Here is a 13,640-nt window from a genome sequence, read left to right on the forward strand (position 1 = left end):
TAGTATAAAATTACTAAATAGGTTCTGTTTTATAGAGACTTTACATTTAACTTAACAATTACAATTGTTACAAGTACAGTTTTCACATGTACAATTAAAACAATTTCCTTTAATGCAACCATCACAGTCGCAGGTACAATTTTTATAATTCATAATATCTATTTTTAAGGTTCATATAATAGACGCGAAAGTTTTAAAAAAGATGCATTTCAAGATAAAAAGTTTTGAGAAATTTTAATTTTAAGTAAATCTCATAAAAAATCCTGATGTTCATCAGGATTAGTTTTTTAAGTTTCCATCACATATTTAGCAAAAGTGATTCATACAACTTTGTAAAAATAAATTTGGTTTGTTGAGATCCCAAAACAAGTTTGAGATAAGCGAATCATACCATTTTCTGAAATAGAAAATTAGTTCTTTGCTTACATGTTTCTCCTATACTGACCACCAACTTCAAATAAAGCAGATGTAATTTCTCCTAAAGAACATACTTTACAAACATCCATCAAGGCTTCAAAAATATTTTCATTATTAATGGCTTTATGCTGTAAATCTTTAAGCATTTGATCTGTATCATTAGCTTTATGAAGATTTTCTAAGGTTTTTATTTGAAATTGTTTTTCGTCTTCTGTAGCACGAATTACTTCCGCAGGTAAAACCGTTGGAGAACCAGTACTACTCAAAAACGTATTCACGCCAATAATTGGGAACTCACCATTATGCTTTAAGGTTTCATAGTACAAACTCTCTTCTTGTATTTTACTTCGTTGGTACATCGTTTCCATAGCTCCAAGAACACCTCCTCTTTCGGTAATGCGATCAAATTCTAATAAAACAGCTTCTTCTACTAAATCGGTTAACTCTTCAATTATAAATGATCCTTGAATTGGGTTTTCGTTTTTGTTTAATCCTAATTCTTTATTTATAATTAACTGTATAGCCATTGCACGACGAACAGATTCTTCGGTTGGTGTTGTAATCGCTTCATCATAAGCATTTGTATGCAATGAGTTACAGTTATCATAAATAGCGTACAATGCTTGGAGTGTTGTACGTATATCATTAAAATCTATTTCTTGCGCATGTAAACTACGACCAGATGTTTGGATATGGTACTTCAACATTTGAGCTCTAGAGTTGGCACCATACTTATGTTTTAAAGCTTTAGCCCAAATTTTTCTAGCTACACGACCAATCACAGCGTATTCTGGATCAATTCCGTTTGAGAAAAAGAATGAAAGGTTTGGACCAAATTTATTAATATCCATACCTCTTGATAAATAATACTCTACGTAAGTAAACCCATTAGATAAGGTAAACGCTAATTGCGAAATTGGATTAGCTCCAGCTTCTGCAATGTGATATCCAGAAATTGATACCGAATAAAAATTACGAACGTTATTTTCAATGAAATATTCTTGAACATCACCCATTAATCGTAGCGCAAATTCTGTAGAAAAAATACACGTGTTTTGAGCTTGATCTTCTTTTAAAATATCTGCTTGAACCGTTCCTCTAACTTGAGCAATAGTTTTGGTTTTTATGTCTTTATAAACATCTGCTGGTAAAACTTGGTCTCCTGTAACACCAAGAAGCATTAGTCCTAAACCGTCGTTACCTTCTGGCAATTCACCATTATAGGTTGGTCGCTCTTTGTCTTTATAAATTTTATTTATTTTGGCTTCAACTTCTTTTTCTAAACCGTGCTCTTTAATATACATCTCACATTGCTGATCAATAGCTGCATTCATAAAAAAGCCTAACAACATTGGAGCTGGACCATTAATAGTCATACTTACTGATGTCATTACATTTGCCAAATCAAAACCTGAATATAGTTTTTTAGCATCGTCCAAACAACAAATAGACACACCAGCATTACCAATTTTACCGTAGATATCTGGTCTGTGATCTGGATCATTTCCGTAGAGTGTCACACTATCAAAAGCTGTAGATAAACGCTTAGCTGGCAATCCCATACTCACATAATGAAAACGACGGTTGGTACGCTCTGGACCTCCTTCTCCTGCAAACATACGTGCTGGATCCTCTCCTGTACGTTTAAAAGGATACAAACCTGATGTAAATGGAAATTCTCCAGGTACATTTTCTTGCAATGTCCAACGTAAAATGTCACCCCAGGCCTGATACTTTGGCAAAGCAACTCTTGGTATTTGTAGGTGCGATAACGACTCTGAGTGCGTTTCAATTTTTATTTCTTTATCACGAACTTTAAAGCTATAAATAGGATTTTTGTACTTATTAACTTTCTCATCCCAACCAGTAATCACTTCCCAATTGTAAGGGTCGAGATTTAGTTTTACACGGTCAAACTCTTTAAATAATAAATTTAACAATTGTCTTTGAGATTCCTCATCGGTCGTTCCTCCTTCTGTCGGAATGACATTTCCTTTGTCATTCAGAGCAGAGCGAAGAATCTCGTCTTGTTCTAGTCCTGACTTACTCAAATGAGATTTCTCACTTTCGGTCGAAATGACAGCAACCGAACATATTGTCTTATATATTCCGTAGAGTTTTTGAGCCACCTCTACTTGTTCGTTAGCTGTTTTATCATAGGCACGATTATTCTCTGCAATTTCAGATAAATAGCGTGTTCTTGCTGGAGGAATAACAAAAATCTTCTCGCTCATTTCGTCGGAAATTTCAAACGTCGAGCTTAGGTCTGTTTCAGTTTTTTCTGCTAACTTATCCATGATTGCTTTGTAGAGCGTGTTCATTCCTGGATCATTAAATTGAGAAGCTATTGTACCAAAAACTGGCAACTCATCTTGAGGTGTATCCCAAAGATTATTGTTACGCATGTATTGTTTTTTCACATCGCGAAGTGCATCTAGCGAACCACGTTTATCAAATTTGTTAATAGCAACTAGATCTGCAAAATCGAGCATATCAATTTTTTCTAATTGTGTTGCTGCACCAAATTCTGGTGTCATTACATATAAAGATACATTTGAGTGTTCTATGATTTCGGTATCTGATTGTCCGATTCCCGAAGTCTCTAATATAATGAGGTCAAACTCTGCAGCCTTTAAAACTTCAACCGCTTCATTAACGTATTTTGATAATGCTAAGTTAGATTGACGTGTTGCCAAACTACGCATATAAACTCTTGGTGAGTTAATGGCATTCATTCTAATTCTGTCTCCTAAAAGTGCACCACCTGTTTTACGTTTTGATGGATCTACAGATACAATACCAATGGTTTTTTCTGGAAAATCAATTAAAAAACGACGAACCAACTCATCTACTAAACTCGACTTTCCTGCTCCTCCTGTACCTGTGATTCCAAGTACTGGTGTTTTAGAGTCTTTGTTTTTAGTATGAATGTTATCTAAAGTAGCTTTTGCGATGTCTGGAAAGTTTTCGGCAGAAGAAATCACTCGAGCAATAGATTTCGGGTTTTTCTTCGGAAGGTCATTGAGCTCAACATTTAAAGTATCACCAATAGCAAAATCAGACTTCTGTACGAGGTCATTAATCATGCCTTGAAGTCCCATTTCTCTTCCGTCGTCTGGCGAGTATATTCTGGCAATGCCATAATTCATGAGTTCTTCAATTTCCGAAGGTAAAATTACACCGCCTCCTCCACCGAAGATTTTAATGTGACCTGCTCCTTTTTCTTTGAGCAAATCATACATGTATTTAAAATACTCATTATGTCCACCTTGATACGATGTTAAGCAAATGGCATTTACATCTTCTTGAATTGCCGTATTTACAACTTCTTCTACACTACGATCATGCCCTAAATGTATCACCTCAACTCCTGTGGATTGAATGATACGACGCATGATATTTATTGAAGCATCATGGCCATCAAAAAGTGATGCTGCGGTTACTATTCTAACTTTGTACTTTGGCCTATATGGTGTTACTTGCTTCATTCGTAAAATTATGAGAATTTATGGATACAAATTTACGGAATATTCAAAAACAATAAGGGTTTACCATAAAATATCTAAAAGTTAAATTTTAGAAAGTGTCGTATTCTATTTATACTAACTTAGCTTGCCTATTTAAGCGTTTAGAAATGAAAAAAATCATCTTACAAATACATTGCAAAGATCAACCTGCTATTATAGCATCTGTCACCAATTTTATATCAGAACATAAGGGGAATATCGTTTATATAGATCAACATGTTGATAGAGAGCAAAACATTTTTTTTATGCGTATTGAAAGTGAGTTTGAGATGTTCTCTATGGATAATTTTACTTCTAATTTCAAAACAGTATTAGCTGAGACATTTAAAATGAAATGGCGTATTTACAATGCTGAGGACCAACCAAAAATGGCCATATTTGTTTCTAAATATGATCATTGTTTATATGATCTCTTGGGTCGTTATAGATCGGGAGAATTACATTGTGACTTACCATTTATTATAAGTAATCATATAGATTTAAAGCCTATTGCAGACAATTTTAATGTCCCTTTTTATCATATTCCTGTAACCCAAGACACAAAAATAGATGCCGAAAAGCAACAATTAGAACTTTTAAAAGCGCATCAAGTTGATTTTATTGTATTAGCAAGATATATGCAAATTGTTTCTGGTAAGCTCATTGACCTCTACAAAAATAAGATCATAAATATTCACCATTCATTTTTACCTGCTTTTATTGGTGCAAAACCATATCATTCGGCATTAAAAAGAGGTGTAAAAATTATTGGAGCTACAAGTCATTATATTACTGAAGAATTAGATGCAGGTCCTATAATTGAACAAGATGTAGCTCGTGTATCACACACTTATTCTATAAAAGACCTAATTACTAAAGGTAGAGATTTAGAAAAAATTGTACTCGCTACGGCTATTAAACATCATATTAATAGAAAAGTTATGGTTTATAATAACAAGACTGTTATTTTTTATTAAAATGCATTTAAGGTTTTTAAACATTTATCATTAAAAAATATAGTTTTAATAACACGACAAGATTCACTTTCTCAACAACTACCAAAACACTAAAAAAACAATCAATTACTTCAATCAATTACGAGTTTGTGACTTCTTAATTAATACTGTGTCTAATAAAATGTTGCTACGTTAGTAACGGTATTATATATTTAACTATAATCATTAATTTAATCTCATTTTACGCAAATAAAACTGTTATTACGCATTATGTATATATGGGTAAGTTTAGTTTAGGCTCAAGGATTGCCAGAAAATCCTGCACAAGGAAAACGTGATGTAAAAATGGAGTACGAAAAATTAGATGGTATTTAATACTAATTATTTACTAAAATGCAATATTCCAATATAATAAAGTTATAATTTTACATTCTTAACCATATTTATTTTTTAAAAGATTACTCATTATGTACAAGAAAATTTTAGTATTATTTTCAATTTTTAGTTTAACTGCCTGTGCTGAATTACAAAATGTTGTTGATAATTTACCACAAGGAGGTGTTGGAAGCGTATTAAGCAATGCAGATATTGCTTCAGGTTTACGCGAAGCGTTAGATTTAGGAATTGACAAACAAGTAACCAAGCTTACTCAAACAGACGGTTTCTTTAAAAACGATTTGGTAAAAATCTTATTACCAGAAGAATTACAAAAAGTAGACAAAGGTTTAAGAGATATTGGTTTAAGCAATCTCGCCGATGAAGGCTTAAAAGTGCTTAATAGAGCTGCAGAAGATGCTGTTGGAGAAGCAACACCAATTTTTGTTAATGCAGTAAAAGATATCACATTTGATGATGCTAAAAACATACTATTAGGAAATGACGATGCAGCTACACAATATCTAACTACTAAAACACAAACTGAACTGTATAATAAATTTCAACCTGTTATTAATAACTCGTTTGCTAAAGTTGGTGCAGATCAAATTTGGGCAAACTTAATTAATAAATATAATGCCATTCCTTTTACCAATAATGTTAATCCTGATCTTACAGATTATGTTACTGGAGAAGCTCTAAAAGGTGTGTACACTATGATTGCTGTTGAAGAAAAAGAGATTAGAAACAAAGTATCTTCTAGATCTACAGATTTATTAAAAAAAGTATTTGCACTTCAAGATTAAGTTAAGCTTAATAATATCCTAATGCTAGCTTAACATAGGTTAGCTCAAAACATTAGATATTTGCATAGTTAGTTTAAAATACACTTCATAATTTATTAGAATTAGAAAGTTAGCAGAAATCGACCTTGTCCTGAGGTCGATTTTTTTTTATGACTAATATCAACAACATAGTGTTGATTTACAATATTTTATATAAATTTATTAGCAAATCAATTTAATATGATGGAATCCACAAAACATATCAAGGCCAATCAAAACTTACTATTAAAGCGATATAAAATGCTAATTGAGCAGGCGTATAATTTTCGTCAAACAGACTCTGCTCTTAGTGACATTTCAGAGTTTAAAGCCATAAAACTACTTCACAAATTAAATAAACTTAAATACCTTAATAGAGACGTAAATATGATACAACAACATTAAATTTAATTTTTATCGTAAAGCAAACGTCTAAAAATCAATTTTGTACGTATATATACTTTAAGCGCAAGTTGTTATGAATTCACATTTTTGTAAAGTTGGAAAAATTAGTCCAAACCCAAGTAAAATCACTAATCTAAAAGACCTAGAGCATAAGTATTCAAATTTTATTGAAGAGGCTTATAACGTCGAGCAAACTGATAGAAGTTTAAGCGATACCTTATTTCATGAGGCTAAAAAATTAAAACAACGAATTTTAAATTTAAAAAAATATAATCCTACAGGGTTTGACGCAGCGTTTTAAAATACCTAAACGCATCTTTTAAACGAGATCCATACCAAGAAAAATATTCTCCATCTACCAAAACGACTTTGCTATTAGGAAACTGTAGTTGTAAGGACTCTATATGTTCTTGTTTAAAAGGAAAAGGCTCACTAGACAACAAAATCACATCAACTTCGTTTATATCATCTAGCTGAATTTGTGGGTATCTTTTTAAATGTGTAAAGTAATTTTCAAAATTATTTAACTCTAACATGTTATTGATAAATGTTTGATGAGCAGCGATCATCCATGGATTTTTCCAAATAAAGTATACCACTTTAAGTTTAGGCTGAACTTTAATGTATAATTGAAAATCTAAATATTCTTTACTAATTGTTTCAATTAAAGTACTTGCCGTTTTTTCTACGGAAAATAAAGTGCCATATAGATCAATAAGTTTTAAAGCATCCTCCAAGTCATATATATCACTCACATGAACAGGAGCAATTTTTTCTAACTCCAATATCATTTCTTTTGTATTTTCTTCTTTGTTACACAAAATGATATCAGGCTTCAAACTTGTTATGGTCTCAAAATTTACTTGTTTGGTACCACCAACCACGGTTTTACATTTCCGAAGAGAAGATGGATGAATGCAAAATTTTGTTAGCCCAACAATTGATGTTTCTAAACCTAAATCAACAAGGAGTTCGGTTTGAGAAGGAACTAGAGAGATGATTCGTTTTGGAACACTTACTATTTCGCCAGAACGGTTGAGCTGATCTTTGTACTTCATAAATGAGATTGACGCGTCATGTTTACTTGCAATGATAATTATGAATTGAGAATCATCTCCATTTGTGCTTGAAGTTCTTTAGCTTTTTTAGCAGCTGCCTCAGCAAAATCATTATGTTGAGACGCATAAATAATACCTCTAGATGAATTTACTAATAAACCAACTGAGTCGTTCATGCCGTATTTACATACCTCTTGTAAATTTCCGCCTTGAGCTCCTACTCCTGGAACAAGTAGAAAACTATCTGGAACAATTTTCCTAATATCTCCAAAATATTCAGCTTTTGTAGCTCCTACTACATACATTAAGTTTTGAGAATTCTGCCAAGTTTTTGATGTTTCTAATACTTGCTTATATAATTCTTTATCGTCTACAACTTTTGTTTGAAAATCATAAGCACCTTGATTTGAGGTGAGTGCTAACATAATGGTATGCTTATTTTCGAAAGCCAAGAAAGGTTCTATAGAATCTTTTCCCATATAAGGCGCTACAGTTACGCTATCAAAAGCTAAATCTTCAAAAAAAGCTTTCGCATACATCGTGCTTGTATTACCAATATCGCCACGTTTTGCATCTGCAATTGTAAAGATATCAGGATGCTTTTCATTGAGGTATAAAATCGTTTTACTTAATGCTTTCCAACCTTTTAGACCATAAGCTTCATAAAAAGCCGTATTGGGTTTATACGCTACGCACAAATGGTGAGTTGCATCAATAATGGCTTTATTAAAGGCAAATATGGGATCTTCTTCTTTTAATAAATATGCTGGAATTTTATTTAAATCAACATCCAATCCTATACATAGAAAGGAGTTCTTTTTTTTGATTTGTTTGGTAAGTTGTTGTGTTGTCATATTAAAAAAAAGCCTCAAAAGAGGCTTTAAATATTATAAATGTTCGTCACTAGCTTTAAGCTTTTCAGTGTTTTCTGCTAGCATGAGTTCGTCTATTATTTTTTGAATATCACCATTAATAATATTCTGTAAATCATAAAGTGTTAATCCTATTCTATGATCGGTTACACGACCTTGAGAATAGTTATACGTTCTAATTTTGGCGCTACGATCTCCCGAACTTACCATAGAGCCACGTTTTTCGGCGTCGGCAGCATTCTTTTTTGCTAATTCCATTTCATATAAACGAGAACGCAATACTTTAAAGGCTTTCTCTTTATTTTTATGTTGGGACTTTTGATCTTGACATTGCGCTACCAAACCTGTGGGTTCATGTGTTAATCGTACAGCAGAATAGGTTGTATTTACAGATTGACCTCCTGGACCAGACGAACAGAAGAAATCTATACGAACATCTTTAGGGTCTATTTCTACATCAAACTCTTCGGCTTCAGGAAACACCATACATGTTGCAGCACTTGTATGCACACGACCTTGTGTTTCGGTTTGAGGCACACGCTGTACACGATGCACACCAGCTTCAAATTTTAAAGTGCCGTAAACATCTTCACCAGATACTTCAAATTGAATTTCTTTAAAACCACCATTTGTACCTTCACTATAATCAACAGTATCTACTTTCCAACCTTTACTTTCGCAGTACTTAGAATACATTCTAAAAAGATCACCAGCAAAAATACTGGCTTCATCTCCTCCTGTACCTGCACGTAATTCTACAACTGCATTTTTAGCATCTTCAGGGTCTTTAGGAATAAGCAACACACGAATATCTTCTTCGAGTTTAGGTATTCCTTCTTTAGCTTCATCATATTGCATTTTTGCCATTTCTACCATTTCGGCATCACTACCATCTGCAATAATTTCTTCAGCTTCCTGTAAATTTTCTGTAAGTTCTATATATAACTCACGCTTATCCATTAACAAGCGTAAATCTTTATACTCTTTATTTAAGGAAACGTAACGTTTTTGATCTGTTATAATATCTGGTTGAATGATTAAATCACTAACCTCATCAAAGCGTTGTTTTACTATTTGTAATTTCTCTAACATCTATCTTCTAAAAATTGTGATTCAAAAATACGATAATTTATGGATTTGTATAACCTGAGTACAACCTAATATTTATTCATATTCTGAAAAATATTATCTATATGTCTTGCGTTATCTTGTTATGCGAAAGCAAGTCTTATCTATACTAAACTATTATAAAGCTATGGCGCTGTGGTCATTTGTTGTGACGCTAGCCATAACAATAATTAACCCAGAGCTTATAGTCCTGCTCACTACGAAGCTATTTTTAACCTTTGTGTTATGGTTTATGATAAGTGATAGAAAGGTAAGACAGCGCTTGCGGTTTTACAAAATACGAGGTGTTTCTAATCTCAAATTTTTTACAGTAATATTTTTAATAGACTGTAGCTTTACAAGTGCCTTTTTAATTTTAATTAAGGGATTTATATAAAGATTAAAAATCTACAATAACTCCAACACCTAATAATTGTTTCCATTGTACTTTTGCTCCTCGTTCTTCAAATTCATCTTCTACATCTGTAGCCACCAATGTTTTAATATTATCATCATATCTCAAATGAGAACCTAGTGTTGCTTTAACATATTGGTTTACTGTAAAATCGAAAACAATTTCCCAGTCGACATCTATATTTCCAAATTGATCTAAATAATCTGTATAAAGACTAAACTGATTTCTCAAATTAATATTTTCAAAAACATTGGCTTCATAGGTATTTGTTACGAGTATTCCCATTTCAGACCTTACTCGCTCTCCGCTTTTAATCATATTACCATCGTCATCAAAAATTGCTGGTTCTACACCAAACGATCCAGCATTAGACAGCGCTTCGTCTAACACAAATGTGGCTTTAAATGTTAACGGTGAAAAATAAACAGAAAATTTATCTAAGTTTTTACCATACTCAACACCTCCTCCAACAAACATGTAACCAGGTGCCATGAATCTTGAAATTGGATTATCTCTATCAGGATAGTTATAACCATTAGACAGTTGTGATTTAAAATTAAAACGACCAGAATAATACCAATTGGTAACTGTATCTTGTCTAAAACCTATTGTAGAAATAAGCTCTAACTCATCTTCTGTTTTTCTAATTTTTTGATTTTCTTGTTTATTAATTCCATATCGTAATCGCACAGAATTTTTCCATTTATAATACAAGTCATTGTAATTATATTCTGAAAAAACGTTTAATAAAGCTGAAATAGAATTACTTCCTCCTGCATTCCAGTTTACAAAGGTAACTTCACTAATATCAAGTCCTGCCCTATTACTTTGGTGCCATTTGTATAATGGTACAACTGCATTTATAGAGTCTGTTTGTGCGCTTAAAAATTGAATTGAAAGCAAAAATAGTATGACTGTTGCTCTTTTCATTAAAAAAAATTTATGATATGTACGGTATTAATATTCAAATACTCCAAACTCACTTTTAATCGTTAGCTTTTTTTCTTCGGAAGTTTCTACGCGACCAATAATTTTAGCATTCACATTAAATGATTTTGAAATTTCAATAATGTCTTCAGCAATTTCTGGAGTCACATATAGTTCCATACGATGACCACAGTTAAATACTTGGTACATTTCTTTCCAATCTGTTTTTGATTGTTCTTGAATTAATTTGAATAACGGTGGAATTTCAAACATATTATCTTTTACAATATGTAGATTATCTATAAAATGTAAAATCTTAGTTTGTGCTCCACCAGAACAATGTACCATGCCATGTAACGTTTCCGAAGAAAAACGAGAAAGTATTGCTTTTATAATTGGCGCATAAGTTCGGGTTGGTGACAACACGAGTTTACCTGCATCTATTGGTGAATTCTCAACAGCATCTGTAAGTTGTGTTTGACCAGAATATACTAGATCCTCTGGTACTGAGGCATCAAAACTTTCGGGATATTTTTTGGCTAAATACTTATGAAATACATCGTGACGTGCTGACGTTAAACCATTACTTCCCATACCACCATTATATTCGGTTTCGTATGTGGCCTGACCAAAACTTTCTAAACCAACAATGACGTCTCCTGCATTAATATTAGCATTATCGATGACATCACTACGTTTCATTCTAGCTGTAACTGTAGAGTCTACAATAATGGTGCGCACTAAATCACCAACATCTGCGGTTTCTCCACCTGTGGAATGAATGGTAACTCCAAAAGATTTTAAATCTTGGATTAACTCTTCTGTTCCGTTTATGATTGCAGAAAGTACATCACCAGTAATAAGGCTTTTGTTTCGTCCAATTGTAGATGACAACATAATGTTATCTGTTGCTCCAACACACAGCAAATCATCAATATTCATGATAAGTGCATCTTGTGCTATACCTTTCCAAACTGAAATATCTCCAGTTTCTTTCCAATACATGTAAGCTAATGCACTTTTTGTTCCTGCACCATCTGCATGCATTATGAGGCAATATTCCTCATCATTTGTTAAATAATCTGGTACAATTTTGCAAAATGCTTTAGGAAACAACCCTTTATCAATGTTTTTTATAGCATTATGCACGTCTTCTTTAGAAGCAGAAACACCTCTTTGTGCATAGCGTTTACTAATATCTTGGCTCATAAGTTTGTGTTGAGTCACAAAAATAAGAATTGTTACATCAATTTGAGTCTATTTTTAACATCAGTTATTGAATTTGTTTCAATCTTTGTTACCTACTCTTAAAAACATTTTTGAACGGTCTTTTACTCAGTAAATCACAAAATGGTTAAAAACACTAGTTTACAAGGCCTTTTCTATATTTTAAACGTTTTAGCTACGAAGAACACAAGTATTAAATTAGTGTTCTACGTACGGTATGACATTAATTTTAGGTACAAAAAAAAGACAAATATGTTTTTAAAAACATATTTGTCTTTTGTTGACATTGTATACAATGCCAAATGTTGTTCGTTTAACCTTATGGAATCAATTAAGATTCTGCTTGAAATCTCGCTTCGGTTTTAACGATATTTTCTTGAGTTAAATCATCTTTAACATCGTTAGAGTCGTCTTGAGAGAATAATAAGGTTGCAAACATTAGTGCAGCAACGCTTAATAGTAACTTCTTCATTTTATTATAAAAATTGATTAATAGCAAGACAAAGTTAATCAATAAATGTAGTGTTTATGCACCTTTAACTATATTTTCGTTTAGTTGATATAATAACTCGGTGAAATACATTTTTAATAAAAAAAGATACGTAAGACTACGTATAAAGACGTGATAAAGACACAGTTATTTAACATTTAATTTATTTGTGAGAGCCCTAAAAATGTATGCATCCTAATCATGCTGAATAAATCAGAAATTAGGATGCATTTAATACATTACAAAGATATTGTAGTTATGTTTTACCAATCCAATTTGATTCGATAATAGATGATTTTTCTTTGATGGTTTTTTCTTTTTTTCTTCTCTTTTTACGTTTAGAACCTCGTGTTGCGTAAGTTCCATTTCCGAAGTAAAACTGAAGACCTATGTTTGCATTGTAATACAACCCATCTGCCTTTTGTAGTAATTGCGAACCGTTTTGCTCGTCATAAATATAATTTGCTTCTATTGATGCCACAATACCCAACCAATTATTAATTAAATAATCTAGACCTATACCTCCTTGAACCTTGTAATTTTTATCATCAAAATCATTTGAGATTAACAAACCTGGTCCTGCATACAAATAAGGAGTGAGTTTATTGTTTGGTAACATGTACCATTCTAGATTTAAATCTCCAGAGAGAAATCCATACTTATCAAAATCATAATTTTTGACATCAAATTTTTTTAGATTTCCACTGATAATCAATTTTGATGTTACCGACTGTTTAAGTTGAAACTCTAAGAAATTCTCATAATCTGATGTTTTAAAATCACCATTTAAAAGTGTACTTCCTACTCCAATGGAAATCGCTGTTTTAGATCGCAACGCGGTTGACAACAATGACTCTGAAGCAGATTTTTCTCCGATGTCTAATAATTCTTGTGCATAACTATTTACCGTTAAAAGTAAATAGAAAATACAGGCTAAATAGTTAATACAAGCGGTTTTGATCATGATCACATTATTTAGCTTAAATCTCAATGCATTTAAGTATTAATTAAGAGCTATCAATACAATAAACCATTTACCAAACACTATTCTTAAATGATAA

General features: G+C 32.2%; 12 protein-coding genes. 4 read left to right on the forward strand and 8 right to left on the reverse strand.

The window, feature by feature from the left end; translation table 11 throughout:
- Positions 1–422: 422 nt before the first annotated feature.
- Positions 423–3,905 (reverse strand): methylmalonyl-CoA mutase family protein, encoded by a 3,483-nt coding sequence (locus TD29_RS16700; protein WP_040282448.1) that lies wholly within the window; start codon positions 3,903–3,905, stop codon positions 423–425.
- Positions 3,906–4,051: 146 nt separating this feature from the next.
- On the opposite strand from TD29_RS16700, the gene purU reads away from it, so the two are divergent.
- From purU to TD29_RS16720, 4 genes are all read left to right on the forward strand, one after another.
- Positions 4,052–4,900, forward strand: a complete 849-nt coding sequence (purU, locus tag TD29_RS16705; RefSeq protein WP_040282451.1) for a formyltetrahydrofolate deformylase — start codon at positions 4,052–4,054, stop codon at positions 4,898–4,900.
- Between the two features lie 446 nt (positions 4,901–5,346).
- On the forward strand, positions 5,347–6,060 hold the full coding sequence (locus TD29_RS16710; RefSeq protein WP_040282453.1) for a DUF4197 domain-containing protein: 714 nt from the start codon (positions 5,347–5,349) through the stop codon (positions 6,058–6,060).
- 219 nt (positions 6,061–6,279) lie between these two features.
- Positions 6,280–6,483, forward strand: a complete 204-nt coding sequence (locus TD29_RS16715; RefSeq protein ID WP_241485296.1) for a Lacal_2735 family protein — start codon at positions 6,280–6,282, stop codon at positions 6,481–6,483.
- A gap of 73 nt (positions 6,484–6,556) precedes the next feature.
- Positions 6,557–6,784 carry a Lacal_2735 family protein gene (locus TD29_RS16720; protein WP_040282455.1) on the forward strand — a complete coding sequence of 76 codons (228 nt, stop codon included), beginning with the start codon at positions 6,557–6,559 and terminating at the stop codon, positions 6,782–6,784.
- On the opposite strand, the gene TD29_RS16725 is transcribed toward TD29_RS16720, so the two are convergent.
- The 7 genes from TD29_RS16725 to TD29_RS16750 form a co-directional block, all read right to left on the reverse strand.
- Entirely contained in the window at positions 6,759–7,541 is a 783-nt protein-coding gene (locus TD29_RS16725; protein ID WP_040282456.1) for an ABC transporter substrate-binding protein, read from the reverse strand. The two genes, TD29_RS16720 and TD29_RS16725, sit on opposite strands and share 26 nt — an antisense overlap.
- 38 nt (positions 7,542–7,579) lie before the next feature.
- On the reverse strand, positions 7,580–8,395 hold the full coding sequence (gene pyrF / locus TD29_RS16730) for an orotidine-5'-phosphate decarboxylase (protein WP_040282458.1): 816 nt from the start codon (positions 8,393–8,395) through the stop codon (positions 7,580–7,582).
- A 33-nt stretch (positions 8,396–8,428) separates the two neighbouring features.
- Positions 8,429–9,505: a peptide chain release factor 1 gene (prfA, locus tag TD29_RS16735; RefSeq protein ID WP_040282460.1), complete on the reverse strand. Its 1,077-nt coding sequence runs from the start codon at positions 9,503–9,505 to the stop codon at positions 8,429–8,431.
- Between the two features lie 415 nt (positions 9,506–9,920).
- The gene (locus TD29_RS16740) at positions 9,921–10,865 is read right to left on the reverse strand and encodes a DUF3078 domain-containing protein (RefSeq protein WP_040282462.1); all 945 of its coding nucleotides are present in this window, start codon (positions 10,863–10,865) and stop codon (positions 9,921–9,923) included.
- 27 nt (positions 10,866–10,892) lie between these two features.
- Positions 10,893–12,071, reverse strand: coding sequence for an AIR synthase related protein (locus tag TD29_RS16745; RefSeq protein WP_040282464.1), 1,179 nt, complete (start codon positions 12,069–12,071; stop codon positions 10,893–10,895).
- A 349-nt stretch (positions 12,072–12,420) separates the two neighbouring features.
- Positions 12,421–12,561 carry a hypothetical protein gene (locus TD29_RS18575; RefSeq protein WP_161792628.1) on the reverse strand — a complete coding sequence of 47 codons (141 nt, stop codon included), beginning with the start codon at positions 12,559–12,561 and terminating at the stop codon, positions 12,421–12,423.
- Between the two features lie 274 nt (positions 12,562–12,835).
- Positions 12,836–13,543, reverse strand: coding sequence for a hypothetical protein (locus TD29_RS16750; RefSeq protein WP_040282466.1), 708 nt, complete (start codon positions 13,541–13,543; stop codon positions 12,836–12,838).
- Positions 13,544–13,640 lie beyond the last annotated feature (97 nt).

The sequence above is a fragment of the Psychroserpens damuponensis genome (assembly GCF_000826655.1).
Classification (GTDB): Bacteria; Bacteroidota; Bacteroidia; order Flavobacteriales; family Flavobacteriaceae; genus Psychroserpens; species Psychroserpens damuponensis.